This window comes from Fictibacillus sp. NRS-1165, assembly GCF_050468105.1.
Classification (GTDB): Bacteria; Bacillota; Bacilli; order Bacillales; family Fictibacillaceae; genus Fictibacillus_C; species Fictibacillus_C terrinigri.
In genome coordinates, this window is sequence record NZ_JBDPNU010000009.1 from 26,268 (window position 1) to 46,484 (window position 20,217).

The 20,217-nt window shown below is 44.1% G+C and carries 24 protein-coding genes and 1 pseudogene; 17 read left to right on the forward strand and 8 right to left on the reverse strand.

What is annotated here, in order from left to right; genetic code table 11:
- Nucleotides 1-28: 28 nt before the first annotated feature.
- A complete protein-coding gene (locus ABHN01_RS02890) occupies nucleotides 29-865 on the reverse strand; it encodes a deoxyribonuclease IV (protein WP_429874309.1) in 837 nt (278 codons plus the stop codon).
- Nucleotides 866-994: 129 nt separating this feature from the next.
- On the opposite strand from ABHN01_RS02890, the gene ABHN01_RS02895 reads away from it, so the two are divergent.
- The 5 genes from ABHN01_RS02895 to ABHN01_RS02915 all read left to right on the forward strand — a co-directional run bounded on the left by ABHN01_RS02895 (nucleotide 995) and on the right by ABHN01_RS02915 (nucleotide 3,329).
- The gene (locus ABHN01_RS02895; RefSeq protein ID WP_429874310.1) at nucleotides 995-1,198 is read left to right on the forward strand and encodes a small, acid-soluble spore protein, alpha/beta type; all 204 of its coding nucleotides are present in this window, start codon (nucleotides 995-997) and stop codon (nucleotides 1,196-1,198) included.
- A gap of 128 nt (nucleotides 1,199-1,326) precedes the next feature.
- Complete coding sequence (locus tag ABHN01_RS02900) at nucleotides 1,327-1,764, forward strand: YndM family protein (RefSeq protein WP_429874311.1); 438 nt, start codon at nucleotides 1,327-1,329, stop codon at nucleotides 1,762-1,764.
- A gap of 167 nt (nucleotides 1,765-1,931) precedes the next feature.
- A complete protein-coding gene (locus tag ABHN01_RS02905; protein WP_429874312.1) occupies nucleotides 1,932-2,309 on the forward strand; it encodes an ATP-binding cassette domain-containing protein in 378 nt (125 codons plus the stop codon).
- A 65-nt stretch (nucleotides 2,310-2,374) separates the two neighbouring features.
- On the forward strand, nucleotides 2,375-2,539 hold the full coding sequence (locus tag ABHN01_RS02910) for a hypothetical protein (protein WP_290400287.1): 165 nt from the start codon (nucleotides 2,375-2,377) through the stop codon (nucleotides 2,537-2,539).
- Nucleotides 2,508-3,329, forward strand: coding sequence for a prohibitin family protein (locus ABHN01_RS02915; RefSeq protein WP_429874313.1), 822 nt, complete (start codon nucleotides 2,508-2,510; stop codon nucleotides 3,327-3,329). The genes ABHN01_RS02910 and ABHN01_RS02915 overlap by 32 nt, the downstream gene beginning before the upstream one ends.
- Before the next feature lie 62 nt (nucleotides 3,330-3,391).
- Here the strand turns inward: ABHN01_RS02915 and ppc are convergent, their stop codons facing one another.
- The gene (ppc, locus tag ABHN01_RS02920) at nucleotides 3,392-6,151 is read right to left on the reverse strand and encodes a phosphoenolpyruvate carboxylase (protein ID WP_429874314.1); all 2,760 of its coding nucleotides are present in this window, start codon (nucleotides 6,149-6,151) and stop codon (nucleotides 3,392-3,394) included.
- A 461-nt stretch (nucleotides 6,152-6,612) separates the two neighbouring features.
- Between ppc and ABHN01_RS02925 the strand changes: the two genes are divergently transcribed.
- From ABHN01_RS02925 to opuFB, 5 genes are all read left to right on the forward strand, one after another.
- A complete protein-coding gene (locus ABHN01_RS02925) occupies nucleotides 6,613-6,957 on the forward strand; it encodes a hypothetical protein (RefSeq protein WP_429874315.1) in 345 nt (114 codons plus the stop codon).
- A 25-nt stretch (nucleotides 6,958-6,982) separates the two neighbouring features.
- Nucleotides 6,983-7,789, forward strand: coding sequence for an ABC transporter transmembrane domain-containing protein (locus tag ABHN01_RS02930; protein WP_429874316.1), 807 nt, complete (start codon nucleotides 6,983-6,985; stop codon nucleotides 7,787-7,789).
- A 23-nt stretch (nucleotides 7,790-7,812) separates the two neighbouring features.
- Nucleotides 7,813-8,163: a sensor histidine kinase gene (locus tag ABHN01_RS02935; protein ID WP_429874317.1), complete on the forward strand. Its 351-nt coding sequence runs from the start codon at nucleotides 7,813-7,815 to the stop codon at nucleotides 8,161-8,163.
- Between the two features lie 107 nt (nucleotides 8,164-8,270).
- The gene (locus tag ABHN01_RS02940) at nucleotides 8,271-9,239 is read left to right on the forward strand and encodes an ABC transporter ATP-binding protein (RefSeq protein ID WP_429874318.1); all 969 of its coding nucleotides are present in this window, start codon (nucleotides 8,271-8,273) and stop codon (nucleotides 9,237-9,239) included.
- Nucleotides 9,232-10,746 (forward strand): osmoprotectant update ABC transporter permease/substrate-binding subunit OpuFB, encoded by a 1,515-nt coding sequence (gene opuFB, locus ABHN01_RS02945; RefSeq protein WP_429874319.1) that lies wholly within the window; start codon nucleotides 9,232-9,234, stop codon nucleotides 10,744-10,746. Before ABHN01_RS02940 ends, opuFB begins: the two co-directional genes overlap by 8 nt.
- Before the next feature lie 44 nt (nucleotides 10,747-10,790).
- Here opuFB and ABHN01_RS02950 read toward each other — a convergent pair whose 3' ends face one another.
- Nucleotides 10,791-11,333 (reverse strand): GNAT family N-acetyltransferase, encoded by a 543-nt coding sequence (locus ABHN01_RS02950; RefSeq protein ID WP_429874320.1) that lies wholly within the window; start codon nucleotides 11,331-11,333, stop codon nucleotides 10,791-10,793.
- A gap of 222 nt (nucleotides 11,334-11,555) precedes the next feature.
- On the opposite strand from ABHN01_RS02950, the gene ABHN01_RS02955 reads away from it, so the two are divergent.
- The gene (locus ABHN01_RS02955; RefSeq protein ID WP_429874321.1) at nucleotides 11,556-12,377 is read left to right on the forward strand and encodes an STAS domain-containing protein; all 822 of its coding nucleotides are present in this window, start codon (nucleotides 11,556-11,558) and stop codon (nucleotides 12,375-12,377) included.
- A gap of 35 nt (nucleotides 12,378-12,412) precedes the next feature.
- Here ABHN01_RS02955 and ABHN01_RS02960 read toward each other — a convergent pair whose 3' ends face one another.
- Both ABHN01_RS02960 and ABHN01_RS02965 read right to left on the reverse strand, forming a co-directional pair.
- The gene (locus ABHN01_RS02960) at nucleotides 12,413-12,670 is read right to left on the reverse strand and encodes a YolD-like family protein (protein ID WP_429874370.1); all 258 of its coding nucleotides are present in this window, start codon (nucleotides 12,668-12,670) and stop codon (nucleotides 12,413-12,415) included.
- Between the two features lie 150 nt (nucleotides 12,671-12,820).
- Nucleotides 12,821-13,249, reverse strand: a complete 429-nt coding sequence (locus ABHN01_RS02965) for a cell wall hydrolase (protein ID WP_429874322.1) — start codon at nucleotides 13,247-13,249, stop codon at nucleotides 12,821-12,823.
- A gap of 245 nt (nucleotides 13,250-13,494) precedes the next feature.
- Here ABHN01_RS02965 and ABHN01_RS02970 point away from each other — a divergent pair.
- Nucleotides 13,495-13,755, forward strand: a pseudogene (locus ABHN01_RS02970) (GNAT family N-acetyltransferase); the annotation flags it as partial.
- A gap of 124 nt (nucleotides 13,756-13,879) precedes the next feature.
- On the opposite strand, the gene ABHN01_RS02975 reads toward ABHN01_RS02970, so the two are convergent.
- On the reverse strand, nucleotides 13,880-14,959 hold the full coding sequence (locus ABHN01_RS02975) for an NADH:flavin oxidoreductase/NADH oxidase (RefSeq protein WP_429874323.1): 1,080 nt from the start codon (nucleotides 14,957-14,959) through the stop codon (nucleotides 13,880-13,882).
- Nucleotides 14,960-15,200: 241 nt separating this feature from the next.
- Here ABHN01_RS02975 and ABHN01_RS02980 point away from each other — a divergent pair, with 241 nt between their 5' ends.
- Nucleotides 15,201-15,611 carry a hypothetical protein gene (locus ABHN01_RS02980; protein WP_429874324.1) on the forward strand — a complete coding sequence of 137 codons (411 nt, stop codon included), beginning with the start codon at nucleotides 15,201-15,203 and terminating at the stop codon, nucleotides 15,609-15,611.
- Between the two features lie 50 nt (nucleotides 15,612-15,661).
- Here the strand turns inward: ABHN01_RS02980 and ABHN01_RS02985 are convergent, their stop codons facing one another.
- The gene (locus ABHN01_RS02985) at nucleotides 15,662-16,297 is read right to left on the reverse strand and encodes an FMN-dependent NADH-azoreductase (RefSeq protein ID WP_429874325.1); all 636 of its coding nucleotides are present in this window, start codon (nucleotides 16,295-16,297) and stop codon (nucleotides 15,662-15,664) included.
- Nucleotides 16,298-16,444: 147 nt separating this feature from the next.
- On the opposite strand from ABHN01_RS02985, the gene ABHN01_RS02990 reads away from it, so the two are divergent.
- Complete coding sequence (locus ABHN01_RS02990; RefSeq protein WP_429874326.1) at nucleotides 16,445-16,810, forward strand: winged helix-turn-helix transcriptional regulator; 366 nt, start codon at nucleotides 16,445-16,447, stop codon at nucleotides 16,808-16,810.
- 167 nt (nucleotides 16,811-16,977) lie between these two features.
- Here ABHN01_RS02990 and ABHN01_RS02995 read toward each other — a convergent pair whose 3' ends face one another.
- Nucleotides 16,978-17,415 carry a phosphotransferase gene (locus ABHN01_RS02995; RefSeq protein WP_429874327.1) on the reverse strand — a complete coding sequence of 146 codons (438 nt, stop codon included), beginning with the start codon at nucleotides 17,413-17,415 and terminating at the stop codon, nucleotides 16,978-16,980.
- A gap of 321 nt (nucleotides 17,416-17,736) precedes the next feature.
- On the opposite strand from ABHN01_RS02995, the gene ABHN01_RS03000 reads away from it, so the two are divergent.
- The 3 genes from ABHN01_RS03000 to ABHN01_RS03010 all read left to right on the forward strand — a co-directional run bounded on the left by ABHN01_RS03000 (nucleotide 17,737) and on the right by ABHN01_RS03010 (nucleotide 19,964).
- Nucleotides 17,737-18,531: an MFS transporter gene (locus tag ABHN01_RS03000; RefSeq protein ID WP_429874328.1), complete on the forward strand. Its 795-nt coding sequence runs from the start codon at nucleotides 17,737-17,739 to the stop codon at nucleotides 18,529-18,531.
- Between the two features lie 211 nt (nucleotides 18,532-18,742).
- Nucleotides 18,743-19,219, forward strand: coding sequence for a Cys-tRNA(Pro) deacylase (gene ybaK, locus ABHN01_RS03005; protein WP_290400272.1), 477 nt, complete (start codon nucleotides 18,743-18,745; stop codon nucleotides 19,217-19,219).
- A gap of 160 nt (nucleotides 19,220-19,379) precedes the next feature.
- On the forward strand, nucleotides 19,380-19,964 hold the full coding sequence (locus ABHN01_RS03010; RefSeq protein ID WP_429874329.1) for an undecaprenyl-diphosphatase: 585 nt from the start codon (nucleotides 19,380-19,382) through the stop codon (nucleotides 19,962-19,964).
- Nucleotides 19,965-20,217: the final 253 nt, after the last annotated feature.

Genomic DNA, 20,217 nt, shown 5'->3' on the forward strand with positions numbered 1-20,217 from the left:
ACTCCTTTTGTAGTATACAGGGAGTTTTTTATTTTCCACACTCCTTGTGTAACTGTTGTATTTCCTCCGCATGAGTTATTCCCTCCTCTGAAGGAGTTTCCAGAACAAAAGGGATGCCAGACAGTACAGGAGAATTGATGAGCCCAAGAAGCTGATCTTTATGGATCTTTCCATTATGAAAAAGATTGGCGTGGCGGTCTTTTCCCTGTCCAGATGGATATTTCGAATTATTAAGATGAATAGCCTTTAAATGCTCAAAATATCCCAGTTTTTCACCATTCTCCACGATTTCTTGCCAATTGTCCCCATTCCATAGCCCGCTTGCAAAAGCATGACATGTATCAAGGCAAAAACCGATATGCTCCGGAAAGTCTGTAAGATTCCTTACTTGTACAAGTTCTTCCATCGTTACCCCAAGTGAACCCGCTTTTCCGGCATTATTTTCGAGCAGTATTTTACATTTGCCATCCCAGTGCTGAAGCACCTTGTTGAGCATAGCAATCATTAGGCGGTAAGATGATAGCGGAGCATTATTGATGATCCTGGTGCCGAAATGAACGACTACCCCTGCCGCACCACATGCCTCTGCAATTTCAAGATCGTTTACGAGAGAATCAATGGTCAGCTCCTTTTTATCCTCATGCGGAGTAAGACTGGTAGGATAAGGAGTATGCGCGATGGACACAAGTTGATGCTGCTGGCAATAGGTCTTGCACCGTTCAGCATCTTCTTGATTAAATGGTTTGATCTTGAGACTTCTGGGGTTTTTAGGAAAGAATTGAAAAGCACGTGCCTCAATGGATGCGGCATATTGAGCGGCCGAGAAATAGCCGTTTCTTATGCTGACATGGCAGCCGAATATCATGGTTTACTTCCCCCATACTAATAAAATAGACGATTTGCTTTTATCATTAGCGGAGGAAATATTTTCATTCAATTTTGCATTAAAAAACCTTTTTAGAGAGAAGTTAACAAAAAGGAGGTGAACATACATATGGCAAGACGTGGAAATAACAATGATGTTTTAGTCCAAGGGGCAAAACAGGCACTTGATCAAATGAAGTGGGAAATCGCTTCTGAATTTGGTGTTCAGCTTGGAGCTGATACAACATCCCGTGCAAACGGATCAGTAGGCGGAGAAATCACCAAACGTCTGGTGGCTACTGCTCAGCAGCAGCTTTCTGGATTTACTCGCTAATTCTAAAAAAAAAAAAGCTGGCCGCAGTGATGCGCACCAGCTTTTTTTGCATGTTTAAATTCTTTGCTAAAAAGAATGAACCTGCTGTATTTGTTGCAAACTAGTAGCAGGAAAGGGAGGTTTTAACATTGGAACAGGCAAAAGTAATTTTATTAAAATTTATCGTGAGCTTGATCGCATTTTCTATTGGGCTTGATCTTTTTTTCGATGCAACACTGGCTGACATCATTTCTTTCGGTGTTACAGCAACGGTCGTATCCTACATCCTGGCTGACCGCATCCTGCTGCCGCGAATCGGCAAAACCAATACATTATGGGCAGAATTTATTTTAACGTATGCGATCGTGTGGATTTTTGGGTCGATTCTGCTTCATGGCTATCTGCAGATTGCCTGGGGAAGCGCCATTTCAGCTGCTATTATTACTGCAGCGGAGGTTTATGTTCATCGCTATCTGCTCAACCACATGCCAGAACAAAAAAGGGAGATCAGGCACCACGGCGCCACTCCAAAGCTGAGGTTTGTTACAGAATTTGCAAAGGACGAAGATCCAACTCGCAAAAAGTGACGGATCATTCATGAAAAATCGTCGTTCACTTCTTATGTTATAAAATAATCAATGGGTAAGGCGTACGCACTCGCCTTACCCCCTTTTTATTGCCAAAAATTCAATAGTTTTTTATCATACTGTTCTCTCTGTTAGCTTTGCAAGGATTAAGCAAAGGAGAGAATGAAATGAGTATTTTATCAGTAGAATATCTGACCCATAAGTATGGAGATCAGCTGAATTTTAAAGATATCTGTTTCCTGCTACTGCCGCGTGAACACGCAGGATTGGCGGGGAGAAACGGAACTGGGAAATCCACCTTACTGAAGTCTTTGTTAATGGAGTATGGAAAACTTCAGGATGCCCAGTCCAAACAAGCTCTTAAAGAAGCTCTTGTAACATATGAGGGAGCAGTATTGCCTGTATCACATGAACCAGACTTCTATAAAGACTGGGTCACTCATGTTTCGAACATTGAAGATTGGCGTCAAGAACAGAAATCTGCGATGAAAGAACAGCTGGAATCCCAGTTGTTCTTTTTTAGGGGAGTTGCCGGTATGCTATAGTAGAAGAGTTCCATAAATGACATATTTAGGATTCACCGCAATAATAGTAAAGGGGAGGGAGAAGAATGAAAGTATGGCTGGGCTCAATGCTTCTTGTGCTGGTACTTTGTTTTGGTGTATGGCTAATCCTATCTCCTTCGTTTAAAAAAGTGGGTGTTACGGCAACAAAATTAAAAGAAAAACTGCAGGAGGAACAGGATGGAGAAGAGCAAAAAGGGGAAAAACCGTAGAGTTTTAGGGGGAGTCATCATTGGAATTGCATTGCTTCTTGCAGTGGGGCTCACATCATTATTCATAGAAAAGATTCCAAATGGATACGTCGGTGTTGTTTACAGCCCGAATGGAGGCGTTCAGGAGGATACGCTCGGCCAAGGGTGGCACCTGGTAGGGTTGTTTGACAAGGTTACAGTTTACCCCGTAAGGATGCAGACTGTAAATTATAGCAACATACAGGTAGCTACTTCTGACGGGAAGAGTGTAACGATTGACTTTGCCTATAACTACAGCATACAGCCCGATAAAGTCGTGAATGTCTTTAACAAATTCGGTCCGGTTGAGATTGAAGAAATTGAAGGCTCTTATCTAAGAACAAGATTATGGGATGCAGGGCGAAAAGCGATCGCTAAATATTCTGTAATTGATACATATGGTGAGAAATCATCCGAAGCCGCTGGAGACGTTCAGAAAATCTTTGCAGAAGATGTCCGAAAGCTCGGTTTTAATGTAAACAACCTGACGCTTGGCGTGCCAAAGCCTGATAAGTCAACACAAGCGGCCATTGACAAGAGAGTGGAAGCAGCCCAGGAGCTTGAACGTAAGCAGATTGAGCTGAAGATCGCCAAAGCAGAAGCAGCCAAGAAACAGATTGAAGCAAAAGGGATTGCTGACTACAATGACAACATAAAGAAATCAATCTCAAAAGAAGTAATTCAGAATAAATGGATTGAGAAATGGGATGGCAAGATGCCGAAAGCCACCGGTTCCAATCAATTGATTCAATTGCCGATCGACGAAAAATAGAGGCAGGCAAAAAACCATAAAAAACAGCCATTCGATGAACGAATGGCTGTTTTTATTTTTACTCAGCCGGTATTCCTCAGTCCGGCTGCAATCCCATTGATGGTCAGCAATGCTTCCCTTAACAGGTCTTCGTCCAATGGCTCGTCTTCACGCAGTTTGGAAATCAATTCAACCTGAAGGAAGCTGAGTGGATCAACGTACGGGTTTCTCAGTCTGATGGATTCCTTAATGTTTGGCAGCTGGTCCATTAAATGCTCCTGCTGGGTGATGAAAAGGATCGCTTCAGTCGTGCGGCGGTATTCATTCTCAATTTCAGAGAAAATCCGTTTCGCCATCTCCTGGTCTTTTACCATTGCAGTATATTCCCTTGCAGCGGTTAAGTCAGCTTTCATTAATGCCATCTGCAGGTTATCGATGGTCGAACGGAAGAACGGCCAGTCACGATACATTTGCTTCAGAAGATCCCGCTGATCCTCGCTTTCCATAAAGCTTTGAAGCCCAGTGCCAGCCGCATACCAGGCGGGAAGGAGCTGGCGGCTCTGTGTCCAGGCGAACACCCATGGAATGGCCCGGAGATCTTCGAATCGTTCGCTCCCTTTACGGCTCATGGGACGGGAACCGATATTGAGAGATCCAAGTTCTGGAAGAGGAGTCGCTTGTTTAAAGTATGTCAGGAAGTCTGGGTCCTTAAAGACAAGCTCCTGATATTTTTTGAGTGAAGCCGCAGAGATGCGTTCCATGACTTCTTCCCATGCTTTCGTTCGGCTGTTGTTCTGCTCGGCATCTTTAGAAGCGTTAGCAGCTGCAGAGAGCATGGTAGAGGTTGCCTGCTCAAGGCTGCGATAGGCAATGTCATAAAGTGAATACCTTGAAGACAGCACTTCACCTTGTTCGGTGATTTTAAAGCCGTCTCCCAGAGTTTCAGAAGGCTGTGATAGAATGCTACGATAGAGCGGTCCGCCACCGCGCCCGAGCGATCCGCCGCGGCCATGGAAGAATTTTAAACGGACATTGTATCGATCGGCCACCTCATGGATTTCCTGCTGAGCTTTATACAGCTTCCAGTTGGCCGTCAACGTGCCCCCATCCTTGCTTCCATCTGAGTAACCGAGCATGATTTCCTGTGTATTGCCATGCTCCTTCAGTTGTTTTTGGTAAAAATCCATGGAAAACAGCTTATCCATAATGGCTGGACCGGCTATCAGGTCATCGATCGTTTCTAGGAGGGGAGCGACATTAAGCTTGCTTTCTACCCGACCGTCAGCATGAAGCCGATAAACTCCTGCTTCTTTGGCTAGCACAAGGACTTCCAATAAATCACTTACCGACTCTGTCATACTGACTAAATATACCTCTATTGACCGGTCGCCAAATTCCTCATGGGCCTTATTAATCATCCGGAAGACATCGATAATCTGCGTTGTTTCTTTAGAGTAATCTTCAGCGTAGGGAAGAAGCAATGGCCGGGGATCCTGTAATACTTTCCCTAACAGTTCTACTTTTTCTTCTTCCGTCAGACTCGAATAGTCGTCAGCAAGATTCACAGAATGAAAGATCTCACTGATCGCCGCTTCATGCTCCCCGCTATGATTGCGGATATCGAGTGTCGCAAGGTGAAAGCCGAACAATTCAACCTGCCGGATGAGCTGGTCCAGGCTTTTGAGACGGAAGCCTTGCGGAGAATGTCCGAGAAGGCTGCGTTTTATAAGCTGAAGGTCTTTTAAGAACGCTTCAGAACTTTTATAGCCGTCTTTCTTTTTGCCGACGAGCTCCAACTTTTTCTTCATTATCGCAATTTTGCATCGGTATACTTCATGCTCGATTTTCCATTGTTCTTCATCCGGCAGAATGGACAATTCCTTTTGAATGGAATCTTTTAATTCCTGAGAAACCGCCACATGTTTAGAAGATTGGCTCATCTGCTTCATGAGGTTAGTAAGGGCTTGATGGTATTTTCTTAGCGCGAGTTTACGATGTTTCTTTAATGTTTCCCATGTTAACGCAGGGGTGACATTCGGATTTCCATCACGGTCACCGCCAATCCATGAACCGAAGCGCAAAATGTTTGGCACATGCCAGTCCTCAGCTGAATAATGTTCCTGCAGCGTGTCTTCCAGCTCCTGATGGATCTGCGGAAGAACCTCGAATAATGTTTCATCGAAATAGTAAAGCCCGTTTGCTACTTCATCCATCACGGTCGGCTTTCGGTCACGCAATTCATCGGTCTGCCAGAGGATGGTAATCTCGTTTAGCAATTTTTCATTGAGCTCCTCCCTCTCACGGGAAGTAAGCACGTTCTGGTCGAGCTGGTGAAGCAGAAGAGCGATTCTTTTATGGGCTTCCAGCACACTGCGCCTTGTCGCCTCTGTCGGATGGGCAGTAATAATCAGCTCCATCGAAAGTTTCTTAACGACGTTCTTAATGACTTCAGCGTTAATGCCGTTTTCTTTAAACTGGGTGACTGTGTATTCCAATGACCCAGGCTGATGTCCATCTTTAAGCTGGTATTCTCTTCTGCGCCGGATGCGGTGGTTTTGTTCAGCGATATTGACGAGGTGGAAGTACACAGCAAACGCCCGTATCACTTGCTGGCGCTGTGGGTGCTTTAAGCTGGCAATCTCATTTTTCAGTTCTTGATAGGATAACCGGTCATTGTTCCTAAGAGATTTTGTCATTTCTCTTATTTTTTCAACTTTATCCAGAAGTGCCTGCCCGCATTGATGAACCAGAACATTTCCGAGCAGCTGGCCGAGAGATTTTACATCTCGGCGGAGGGGTGAACTGCTTTGTTCCAATTTTGCTGTTTCTGTAATTGTTGTCATCGTCTCACCTTCCGTTTCTTAGCTGTCATTCTTTTATTTTGGTGCTGTTCTATTATTAGAATATTTCGATTTATAGGCATTGTATCATAAATTGTCTAGATTTTCACAAAAGAATACGAGATGGAGGTGAAACTGTGTAACTTCAGGATCAAAAAAAACTATAACAGTTCTAGGTGTAAGCGGATTCAAAAGAATCGTCCAAAAAAAAGACCCGGCCCAAGGGATTTTGATAAAAGAATATCATCAAAGGCCCGATGACCGGGTTTTACGTCTAAAAATATGAAAAGGGGTTGTTGGGATGTGTTTACTATATCAGTTTGTCCCGTGTTCAGAGGAAATATGGGACATTTTAGACATTCTGCAAAAATGGTAAACAGCACCGTATGCCGTTCATACTTTGTTCATTTCTTTCCGGTATAGTAAAGGGAAAGGGACAAATTTTGCCAATGAAGGTGATGAACTTGAAAAAAGAGAATAATGTAAGCTCGAAGCAGTTTATTGATCTAATAAAAAAGACCAATCCGCCAAAACTAAAACTAAGTATGGCGATTGTCATGAGTGTCATTACGACACTTGTCGGTTTATGTGTTCCGCTTTTTACAAAAAACCTTGTGGATGAATTTTCTTTATCAACATTATTAGGGGGTCAGATCGCGCTGCTGGCGGCCGTACTGCTTGCACGTGCCGCAGCAGGGGGAATATCTGTCTATCTGTTGAGTATGGTTGGCAATGGAATCGTGGCCGGAATCCGCGACCGGTTATGGAGAAAACTGATTTCCCTGCCCATTCCTTTTTTACGATCATAACCAGACCGGGGAAACGATCAGCCGGATGACTAACGACACCGCTGTGATTAAAAATCTGGCATCCGAGCATTTTACGAATTTTATTAACGGTATCATCTCGATCATCGGCTCTGTGATTTTTCTGTTAATCCTCGACTGGAAGCTGACGCTCATCACGTTAGTCATCGTACCGGTCGCCATGCTGGTTATTATTCCGATTGGCAAGCAAATGCATAAAATCTCAAAGGCCACACAAGACGAGAATGCGAGATTCACTGGGATACTTAGTAAAATGCTTATGGAAATCCGTCTTGTGAAATCTTCAAATGCGGAGGAGAAGGAATATCAAAACGGCAGAAGCGGGATTCAGAACCTTCTTCAATTCGGCATCAAGGAAGGAAAATACCAGGCGATGCTTGGACCGGTCATCTCGCTTATTCTTATGCTATTGTTAGTGGTCATTATCGGGTATGGAGGCATGCGGGTTTCAAGCGGAGCATTGAGTGCCGGATCACTTGTTGCTTATCTGCTTTACTTATTTCAAATCATTATGCCGATGACACAATTTGCGATGTTTTTTACTGAGCTTCAAAAAGCAAAAGGAGCGACAGAACGAATCATTGCGCTGCTGGAGCATGAAGAAGAAGACTATTCATCAGGTCAGGAATTGCTGAGGGTCGATCAAACACTGGAAGTTAAGGACTTGCACTTTGCCTATAAAGACGAAGAAATAGTAAAGGGAGTCAGTTTTTCTGTAGAACCGGGAAAAGTGACGGCGATTGTAGGTCCGAGCGGCAGCGGAAAAACGACTTTATTTTCCTTGTTTGAACGCTACAGAAAAACATTGAGCTGAAGCTTTCATTAGAAAAAGTAAACGTGACAGGAGATCAGGAGCTGCTGGATCAAGTCTGGCTCAACCTCCTGTACAACAGTATAAAGTTTACACCGAGTGGAGGGATGATCCGGATTTCCCTGGGAATACGAGGGGCTGAGATTATAGTATCCATTCAGGATAACGGAATTGGAATCTCAGAAAAAGATCAGATTCACATCTTTGAACGATTCTTCAAATCGGATAAACCCAGAAACAGAGCGGCTGAAGGAAGCGGCCTGGGATTGTCTATCGTAAAAAAAATTGTGGAGATGCATGATGGACGGATAGAAGTCGAGAGCGAACTGCGAAAAGGGACTATTTTCACTGTCCATCTTCCTGAGGCTGTAGAATAATAAACATAAAATGGAGAGCTGGCTCACATAACCGAACAGGTGTAGTGTTGTGCCGGCTTTTTATATATTATAGATGTTTAGCTACTTTATATTTAAGGAGCAGGTGAATGATTAAATTTGATAACGTTTCGAAAAAGTACCAAGATGGCACAGCTGCGGTCAAGTCTCTAAATCTGGAAATCAAAGCGGGCGAATTCTTCGTGGTCATCGGACCAAGCGGATGCGGCAAAACAACGATGCTCAAGATGATCAACCGGCTGATCACACTGTCAGAGGGCACTCTTCTGATCAATGGCATGAGGATCAGTGACTATGATATCCATGAATTGCGCTGGAACATCGGGTACGTTCTTCAGCAGATCGCCCTGTTTCCCCACATGTCCATCCAGGAAAACATTTCAGTGGTTCCTGAGCTAAGAGGATGGAGCAAGCAGAGAATTCATGAACGTGTGGATGAACTGCTGGACATGGTGGGATTAGATTCAAAAACGTACCAAAACCGCAAACCGAAGGAACTGTCTGGCGGCCAGCAGCAGCGGATCGGCGTGGTGCGGGCATTGGCAGCAGATCCTGAGATCATTCTGATGGACGAACCGTTCAGCGCCCTCGATCCGATCAGCCGTGAAAAGCTGCAGGAGGACCTGTACAGCCTGCAGCGCCGCATTAAGAAGACCATCGTGTTCGTCACACATGATATGAAAGAAGCGTTAAAGCTGGGTGACAGAATCTGTGTAATGAGGGATGGAGAAGTGGTTCAGGTAGGAACACCAGAAGACATTATACAGCGGCCTGCGGATGAATTCGTAAGAAATTTTGTTGGAAATGACAAAGGGAGTTTTGAAGCAATGGCAGATCTTTCCCGTATTGCGGAACCTTTGAGGAAGGATGAAATTTTCCCCGATCAGCTCAAAACAATACCTGCATCATCTTCTTTAAAAGATACACTGGCACTTTTAACAAAGGAAGAAAAGCTTGGAGTTGAAGCACAAGGCGCAGTCATCGGCACCATCAACAGGCAGGCCGTCATTCAATATCTTGCCGAACATTTAAAGGAAGGGAGCGGCGGCCATGAATAATTTCTTACAGGTTTTTCAAGATAGACAGGGTGAGCTGGCAAGCGCACTGCTCGAGCATATACAGATTTCCTTTATTGCACTTTTATTTGCCGTAATGATTTCTATTCCGCTCGGCATCTTTCTCACCAAGAGGCCAAGAGCCGCTGAGCCCGTGATCGGAGTGACCGCAGTCCTGCAGACGATACCGTCATTGGCTCTGCTCGGACTGTTGATTCCCCTGTTCGGGATCGGTAAAATACCGGCGATCATCGCGCTCGTTGTCTATGCGCTGCTTCCTATCTTAAGAAACACGTATACGGGGATCAAAGAAGTGGATCCATCACTGATTGAGGCAGCGAGAGCGATGGGCATGGACAGCAGAAAAAGGCTGATCAAGGTGGAACTTCCGCTGGCGATGCCGGTCATCATGGCGGGAATTCGGACGGCGATGGTTCTGATTATCGGTACCGCAACACTCGCTGCATTAATAGGGGCAGGTGGACTGGGAGACCTTATCCTGCTTGGCATCGACCGCAACAATTCCATGCTCATCGTCCTCGGGGCAGTACCGGCTGCTTTGCTCGCGATCCTGTTTGATTTTCTGCTAAGAAGCTTTGAACGTATGACCTTTAAACGGTCTATGGCTACCTTTGGGATTCTGGGTGTTGTCGCTCTGCTCGTCGTCATTATTCCTTTCGCCATGAGAGGTGAACAAAAGGATATCGTAATTGCCGGAAAGCTCGGTTCAGAGCCTGAAATTCTAATCAATATGTACAAGCTCTTAATTGAAAAAGACACGGACTTAAATGTTGAACTCAAGCCTGGACTGGGGAAGACATCTTTTGTTTTCAATGCGCTAAAATCAGGAAGCATCGATGTCTATCCAGAATTTACAGGAACAGCGATCTCTGAATTCTTAAAAGAAACAGCCTCAAGCACGGACAGCAGAAAAGTGTACGAGCAGGCAAGAAAAGGGATGGCGGATAAATTTGATATGCAGCTGCTTCGTCCAATGAAATACAACAATACATATGCCTTGGCGGTTCCCCGGCAGACAGCGGACCAGTATAACCTTAGAACCATTTCCGACCTTAAACAGGCGAGCAACAATATTAATGCAGGTTTTACGCTGGAATTTGCTGACAGGGAGGATGGCTACCGTGGCATACAAAAGAAATACGGAATCAAGCTTGCTAACGTTAAAACGATGGAACCAAAACTGAGGTACAACGCTGTTGAAAAAGGAGATATTAATGTCGTGGACGCCTATTCCACCGATAGTGAGCTGCGTCAGTACGATCTGACCGTTTTAAAAGACGACAAGCACCTGTTTCCTCCTTATCAAGGAGCACCTCTCCTGAAAAAGGAAACGGCCGAAAAGTATCCTGAAATAAAAAAAGCCCTCAATAAACTTTCCAATAAAATTACAGACGGCGAGATGAGGGAGATGAACTACAAAGTGAATGTTAATGGCATGTCACCTGATGAGGTGGCAAAGCAATACTTAGAGAAAGAAAACCTTCTATAAGTAAAGTGACCGCTCTTTAAATCGAGCGGTCTTTTTAGGTGAGGTCATTCGGCATCATTAATGATGGCAAGCATTTGATGATCTTCCCATCTTCCGTTTATTTTTATTGATTTTACAGCAATGCCTTCTCTATGGAATCCGGCTTTCTCTAATACCTTGATGGAACCAGCGTTTTGAGGCATCACACCCGCTTCGATACGATGAAGTTTCTTGACGTTGAAAGCAAACGTAATCATCAGTTTGACGACCTCCGTCATATACCCTTTTCCATTGTGATGATGATCGAGACAGTAACCGAGCATTCCCGTTTGTGCAGGGCCACGCTCAATCTTAAACAATGAAACATCGCCAATGAGCTCTTCAGATCCTTTTAAAAAGATCCCAAACGTGTATTGATGACCCATTTCCCTCATCTTATTGATCACTTCCAGCCGTTCCCGCTGTCCTTCCAGCGTATAAAATTCATCGTTTCTTAGCGGACTATACATTTGAAAAAATTCACGGTTATCTACTTCCAGCTGAAGCAGTGCTTCGCTATCGGATGGATCAAGATGCTTTAAAAAGAAGTGTTCGCCTTCCATTCTCATTTTCCCACCTTTTTAACCTCTATCGTACCATACTTATAAAACAATTACGGGCAGAAGGGAGTTTCACCATTCCAATTCTAAGAAACTCTTACAGTCGCGACAAAATAAGCTATAATGAGGTCTAGCCGTTTACAATATGACTATTACTTTTGTTATCTATAACCATTAAAATATCAATTCCTCCATGCTGAATGGATATTAAACATATAGGAGTGTACGTTCATGAACTCTTTCATCACTATGGCGCATTATCTATTGGAGAACTCTGGCACACTCGCTTCAGACATTGTTGATGAGATTGTCGTCAGATTTCGTTTTGATGTTCCGGAAGAGGAGATCGATCAAGCTAAATCAATGTATGATGAGTTTTTAGTGTTTTTAGCACAATCCCTTGATTGCCAGGAGGGCTCTGTTCCTGAGGTGCTGTTGTCATGGAGTAAGGGTAACGGAGAAACAGCGGCAAGAAGCCAGCTGGAAATTTCCCAAATTATTATTCGTTTTACGGATACCCGTATGGTGTTAGCAGATTTCTTGACGGACATCGGCATGGAATTTGGATTGAATACGAGAGAAGTCGTCATGGTCATCAAAAGAGTGAATCTGATGCTGGATCTCAGTATAAATGAAACAGTGATCGCTTTTGAACGCTATAAAGACCGTGTCATTCATGAAGCACAAAAAGAGATCATGGAATTATCAACACCTATCGTACCCATACAAGACGGAATTGCCATTCTTCCTTTGATCGGAACGATAGACTCCAATCGATCGGACCACTTGCTAAATCGTGTGGTTCCAAAGATTTCTCCTTTGGGCGTCAAATATCTTATTCTTGATTTTTCAGGTATTATTACCATTGATACCGAAGTGGCAAGGCACATTTTTACTGTACACAGTGTTTTGGCTCTGCTCGGAATCGATATCGCAGTTACAGGGATACGCCCTGAATTGGCCAGCAGAATTGTAAATGCCGGGATTGATTTTACTTCGATCAAAGTCTATGGAAACGTGAAACAGGCCATTGGAAAAAAGACGTTGAATTAATGGTGTCAGGCAACCGTGAATGGCACCTATTTTTCTTACTGATCGGCTTTCGATATATTCTTGATATTCTTCAGCGAAAGATGACGCAGTTGACCACCCTTGTCAAGGATTCTGAGCTTGCGCGCTGATTCGTCCATGTAATGAATCATTCCTTTTATTTCCGAGAGGCCTTTCTCAAACACCGAGAAATTTAATGGGAACGCAAACTCCATAGCATCTAACATCAATTCGTTCATCTCTTCAAGCTGCTGTTCATCAGAAAACGATTCTTCCTCTTCATAATATTCCTTCAGAAACTAGTGATTTAGCTGGCTTACGGTTTCCGGCAGCATCAAGCTTGTCTTCCGTTTTATGTCACCACGGTCACGAATCACATCGGCCACACTAGAAATGTTAAACAAGTAGAAGCAGGCTGTTTGTATGATCCCAGCCTGCTAAAAGCATTAAAACGTATTGTAGACATTGTCGCACTCTTCCGGTTGGGGCTGATAGAAGCAATGAAGTTTATATCTGGCAACAAGCGGCTGGCCATACCAGGTGGACGGACAATTTCCCTGTGGCCGAAAATACCACAAGCTGTATTTTGCCGGCCAGTATCGTTCTCCATTAATCGCTCGCTTTGCTAAGCGTTTTTCACTCGTTCTTGCTGCTTGATAAAAATAACCGTGTGTTACGGCTTCAAATGCATGGGGCTGGTAAATCATCTGAGGAATTGTCCTCAGTCCTTTAAAATCGGAACAATTGGCACGGATCCTGTTAATTCCAACATTTCCGACCAGCTGCATTCCCCGGACGCCTTCTCCTTCTCCTTCCGCTCGAAGCAATCGGGCTAACAAATTAATATCTGAGCTGCTGGCTTGCACGACAGCCACGGTATCACCTCCAAGAAACCTTCTTTAAACTATATAAAGAATAAGTTTGGTCCATTACCCCTAGTTCAGTAATTTTTAGGAAAAGAAGGATATCCCATTTGTTTCCAGCTCATTGAGAAAGATGTCAAGAAGGGATGATTCGAATGGTTGAGCAAGCAACCCGCGAAGAAACCGACGGCATACTGTCGAAGGAATGCAGGGGACAGGTGTTCTTTCATAGGACAAGGCTGAGCGTAATCATAGAGATGGGGACCTATCACCTCGTCTACAAAGATCAAGGCAGAGTAGCTGGATGGATTATGATTGGCCGTAATACCGACTACTTTACTGGCAATGAGATCGGTTTTATTTATGATGTCTACGTTCATCAAGAATATAGAGGAAGAGGCCAGTCCAAGAAGCTTGTAGAAGCCGGGATCACGGCGTTGAAGGGAAATGGATATGAAGAAGTAAGATTGAATGTGTTTGATGCGAACTTTGCAAAAGGTGTGTATGAAAAAATGGGCTTTAAGCCGCTGCAAACGATCATGGTGTATAAGTTAATGAAGAACCCTGATGATCGATTCTCAGCTCTTTATGAAATCAATGAAAACCCGGCAAGGAACCTTGGTCCTTGCCGGGTTTTCATGTTTACCAGCCTCGCTCATATTGAACGGGGATGTCCAGCGCACCTTTCTGATGCACAGTTTCCGCAGCACGCAGTGGCCAGTATGGATCACGAAGCAGCTCACGTGCAAGCAGTACAAGATCCGCTTTTTCGTTGCGGATGATTTCGTCAGCCTGCATGGCTTGTGTGATCAAACCTACAGCTGCAGTAGGAATACCCGCTTGTTCACGTATTTTTTCGGCGAATAGATTCTGATAGCCAGCACCGACAGGAATAGGTGCTTTCGGGAGATTTCCGCCTGAGCTGCAGTCCACGAGATCCACACCCTCTTCTTTGAGGCGTTTAGCCAGCTCGATGGAATCCTCTATTGTCCAGCCGTCATCCACCCAGTCGGTTGAGGAGATACGGACGGTGAACGGGAGGTTTTCCGGCCATTCCTTTCTCATGATGCGTACAGTCTCTAAGAAAAAGCGGATACGGTTCTCGAAAGAGCCGCCGTATTCGTCCGTTCGCTTGTTAGAGATCGGAGAATAGAAGCTGTGTGCCAAATAGCCGTGCGCCCCATGAAATTCCATCCACTCAAAGCCCGCCTCGCGTGCTCTGATTGTCGCCAGCCGGAAGTTTTCCTGAATCTCTTTGATTTCGTCGATACTTAATTCCTTTGGTTCTTTATATCCTTCACTAAAAGGAATCGCACTCGGACCGACTACATCCCAGCCGCCTTGATCGTTCGGGACTCCGGCTGTACTTTGCTCTTTTTCTTTCCAAGGGCTGTACGTTGATGCTTTCCGTCCGGCATGTGCCAGCTGGATGCCGGGTACAGCTCCGTGTTCTTTCAGAAAAGAGGTGATGCGTTTGAATGGCTCAATATGCTCATCCGTATAGATGCCAAGATCTTCTGGCGAAATCCTGCCTCTCGGTTCCACGGCGGTCGCCTCAACGATAACAAGACCAGCTCCCCCTACAGCACGAGAGCCTAAGTGAACGTAATGCCAGTCATTCGGCATCCCATCCTCGGCACTGTATTGACACATAGGAGAAACCCCAATTCGGTTTCTGAGCGTAATCTCTTTGATAGTAAGCGGAGAAAAAAGGTGTGGCATTGAAAAGTCTCCTCCTGTTTTTTTAATAGTTGAAAACAAAATCATAGTAACACAATCAAAATAACCTGATAAAATAATTTGCCTGGCGCTCTTATAAACGACAGCTTGTATTTTTCCCTTAATCGGCAGAAATAATCATGGACAAAAAATGACGCAAAAGGAGAAATTCAGACAGAAATGAGAAGGGAAAACTTCCTTTTTAGCGAATGTAATTCCATAGAAAGATAAAGGCAGGTGGATTATGTCATACTCTGAAAAATTGATCCAGAAGGTTAAAGAAATGTACATTTTGGACCATAAAGCAAGGGTTCATATTGATAAGACCCAGCATTCTATTAATGTTTTCTTTAGTGATATGAAGTTTAAGTTAAGAATAGTGGAAGAAAAGACGGATGAGATCAATATCCGGATCAATGAAGCCGTCCAGGGTGTTTTTGCACAAATCATGATTAAGCAGACGGTGCTCAGTTTTGAACGGACACCAAACGGTACGATCCTGGTACAGTTGAAGAATGGCGGCGAGATGACGACAGAACTGGACACTCTGGGGTGGGATGGAAGCAGGGTAGCTTCTGAACGATATGACAAGGAATTTACGATTCCCCTGCTGAACAGTTACCTTAAAGAAGCGTTTCACGAGATGCTATTTTAATAAAAAAACAAGGCGGCCACTGTAAAGCACCGCCTTGTTTCTCTATAAGCTTAAAATGTATGTGCAGCTTCCTTAGCACGCACAATTCCGTTTTCTTTAATTTCTTGCGCTTTATCAGGCATGGCAGCATGTCCTTCAATAAATACGCCTTCCAATGAAGGAACCCCGAAGAAGTTCATCATTACATTCAAATAACGGTGCCCCATTTCAAATTCTGCAGCAGGACCCTCAGAGTAAATACCGCCGCGAGCTTGAATATGAAGAGCTTTTTTGTCCGTCAAAAGACCCACTGGCCCATTTTCAGTATATTTGAAAGCTTTACCTGCAACAGCAACTGAATCAAGATAAGCTTTCATCACTGGCGGGAATGAGAAGTTCCACAAAGGTGTAACGAAAACATATTTGTCCGCCTTAACGAACTGTTCGCTCAGTTCACCAAGACGCTGGACTTTTGCTTTCTCGTCAGCCGACAGTTCTTCAAATCCTTTACCGCTTTGAAGTTTTCCCCAGCCGCTGAATACATCAGCATCAATATGAGGGATATTTTCTTTATAAAGATCGATATGCACCACTTCATCGCCGGCATTCACTTCTTTATAAGTGTCGATAAATGCCTTACCTGCAGCCATACTGAAAGATTGAGTTTCATTATGCGGGTGGGCAGTAATGTATAATACTTTTGCCATTTGTATTCCACCTTTTGTTTAATATAGAGCAGTTATTGTAAATTACCTGCATAAGCAATTATTAAGCATAGGCACCGATTTGTGAAGTAGGCACATTCATGTGGTATAGTATAAAAAAAGGTACTGTAAAAATGGAGGAGCCATTTCATGAAAAAAAATCCAGAACAATGTCAGGTCGTTGTCGCATTGGACATGATCGTTGGAAAATGGAAGCCGATTATCATACAGCACTTGCTTTCCGGTGATATTTTAAGATTTAACGAATTAAGAAGACTCATGCCCGATATCACTCAACGAATGCTGACGCTTCACCTGCGTGAATTAGAAGAGCAGGATATTGTACAGCGGGTGGTCTACCCCCAAATCCCGCCGAAAGTGGAGTACTCCATTACGGAATATGGCAAAAGTTTAGGGCCGGTGATGGATGCTATGCACCATTGGGGCGCTGCCCATGTTGAGCATATGAAACTAAAAAATGAACAAGACGCTTCACTTGATGGAGAAGCGAATTAATTGGGATAACAAGAATAAAAGCCGCCAGTCACAAGCGTAAAAGGTCCAAGCTGTGACTGGCGGCTTTTATTAATTCTGCGTCACGATGCCCATGTCCATAAAGCATAAGGAGAACAGTCGTATAGAGCGCCTTGAAACGTGCGAGTTCCTCGGTTTGATAGCCGATCTCACCATATACTTGAAAGAAAAGCTCCCGGCCTTCGGGAGGAAGAAAACTGTAGACGATCATCCCCCCAGTCGATGATTCCTGAAATCTTACCTTGGTCATCCACTGTTATGTTGCGGATATGGAGATCACCATGCACAAGAACTTGGTGTCGAGCGGTATCCTGTTGCTCTGCATCTTGAACCCAATGCTCCAGTTCATCCACCTGTTCATAAAGCTGCAGATTTCTTACGTCCTTTAAAAAGCCCAGCAGCTTTGGCTTGCGCTTCTCTATTCCCAGTCGGTCCAGTTGGTCATAAGGAACGTGAAGCGCTTTTGCCTGATGAACCGGAAACTCATGAAGTGCCAGAAGAAAATGGCCGAGGGGCACGGCTGAGGTTAGCCGTTCTGCATGAGATAAACAGCCTGGAGTTTTTCCGGGATAGCCGGTAGTTCCCATGCTGAATCCTCCTCTACTTTATCATTTACTGAAAATATTTATAATATTAAAATAAACATAGATGACAAAAAAAGGAATGAGGCTTGATGCAACGGACTCCGTTTATCAGTTTCTGGATTGCAGAAACGAGTATATCTTTAGCCGATGTCTGTATATCATGGCGGTTACGACATTCATTTATCAACAAACGGGATCCGCCATCATCTCTTCTTCATTCCCACTTTTTAAGGCGATTGCACGCCTATCTGCCGGGTTTACGTCACGTCACCTCTGCTGCTGAGTAAGTTTACGTTCAGCAAACTGCTTATCAGTCTTCAAGGAATGAAGGCGTTGTTGCTCACTTTGCTTCTTTTTGGATTCGAATCCATTTCTTCTCATATCGTGTGGCTGCTGGCAGTTATACTGATCATTTCTTTCATCGAAGGGTGGGGGAGTCCTTTCCTTACATCGGTCGTACCCAAAATCGTACCGAGGGAAGACCTTGTGAAAGTAAATAGCTCATTAGCGATCACAAATCAATCCGTACAGATTGCAGGCTACACATTTACAGGTTACGCAGTCATAAAATGGGGACATAGCCCTGTCTTGATCGTTACAGCGGCTCTCATGTGGCTGGCGGTCATCTGCCTGGCCGTTTGTGTCCGGTATTTTTATGAAAATGACGAGGTAAAACCTGCCCCGTCAACAAAGTTGGCATTAATGAAAGAGGGCTGGATCTACTTGTGGAAGATACCAACTCTACGTTTGGTTACACTGATGGATGTTATAGAAGGAGTGGCAGGTTCGATCTGGATCGGTGCACTGACACTCATCTATGTAAAAGAAGTTTTGCACCAGGGTGAACAATGGTGGGGCTTTATCAATGCCAGCTATTATGCCGGTACCATTATGGGAGGAATCTGTACGATTTGGCTCGCACGGCGAATTCAGAAACACCTGATCGCCAGCATGGCAGCGGGATCCTTCTTTTTCAGTCTGTTCACCCTGCTTTATGGCTTAACAAGTGCTCCGTTCTTTGCACTGCTTTTGTGTGCAGCCATGGGGCCGGCACAGCAAACCGCATTTCAGACCAACATTGAAAGCGCGCATCTGCCCAAGGTGTATGCCAGCAGGTGAATTCTATTATCCAATGTTACGAGCTCGTCCTTTTTTCTTATGGGCTTTGTGGCAGACATCATAAGTATCCGTGCGGTTTACATACTGGGAGCAGCCCTCATCATGATTTCTGCGGTGTTATCCTTTTCCTTGATGCAAGCGAATAAAAAAGAAGGGGCAAACCTAAGCAGTACTATATAATGGGGGAGAGACAGGAAATAAGGAGAAGAATATGAAAAAGAACAAAACGAACGCGATGAGAATTTTGGATAAAGAAAACATCGCGTATGAGAATATGAATTACAATACAGAGGACGGCAAGATTGACGGAGTATCTGTAGCTCATAAAATTGGCAGGGAACCTGGAATCGTATACAAGACACTCGTTGCCCAAGGCGCTGGCAAGGAACATTATGTCTTTGTCATACCGGTTGAAGCCGAGCTTGACCTGAAAAAAGCAGCTAAGGCGGTCAACGAAAAGAAAGTGGAGATGATTGCTGTCAAAGAATTACTGGCCGTCACAGGGTATATTCGCGGCGGCTGCTCGCCCGTAGGCATGAAAAAACAGCTGGCGACAATCATTGAAGAATCAGCACAGTCACTAGAAACCATCATCGTTAGCGGCGGTAAAATCGGGGTGCAAATTGAACTGTCGCCGCGAGATTTAGAAAATGTGACCAAGGCGAAATATGCAGCGATCACGAAGTAATCAATGAAAAAGCAGAACCAAAATAAGGGTTCTGTTTTTTTTATGGTAACCTTACAGCTTTGTAAGTAAGTGTAAGGTCCATCCATAGTTAGACAGCTGTGTTCCGTCATAAAATAAAAATAGAGGAAAAAGGATGAATCAGTAAAAAGGGGGACAAAAAATGTCACTTACACAATTTAATAATGAAACCTTCCGAAGTATCAATGAACTGGCGGACCGTTTTTCAGCAGCAAACCCTGTCATGGTGTTTCTAGCGGAGTATATGCTCTATGCATTGGGAATCCTTGTCATCGGGTACTGTCTCACCCGCTCCAACCGGAACCGGCTGATGATTGTTTTTGCTATTATGAGCTGTGGAATTGCGGAGATTCTAGGAAAATTTGCAGGTTTGGCCTATTCTCATCATCAGCCTTTTGCAGAGCTGACGAATGTGCATCAACTGTTCGAACACGTAATCGATAATTCTTTCCCAAGTGATCATACCATCATCTTTTTTTCAATATGTACATCGATTTGGCTCTTTAGAAGGAAAGAAGGTGTAATATGGCTTCTTCTCGCACTTTGTGTGGCTTTTTCCCGTGTTTGGGTCGGTGTACATTATCCGATCGATGTAGCGGCAGGTGCTTTGATAGGTATGATCTCGTCAATGGTTGTCTATAAAATCATCCCAATGCTGCCATTTGCCAAACCATTAATGAAGCGTTATGCAAAAAGCGATACAAAGGGGAGAGTGGAGAACTTTTGATCATATAGGCTTAGAGGTCTTCTTCTTTTAGGAATGATTGGGTCGAATCCCGTCGTATGATGTTGCGTATAAACGGTTTGAACATAAATGGCGGGTTTTTGGACATCAAACAGATGCTGTGAACATAGAATGGTGTTTTTTGAACAAAAATCTGTATTTTGAACAAAAAAATTCAGCATAATCATTCTAGAGGTGAAAGAAGGCCGCTCAATCGCCTTCTTTGCCCGCACAAGGCAGAAAAAGCTAAAATTCT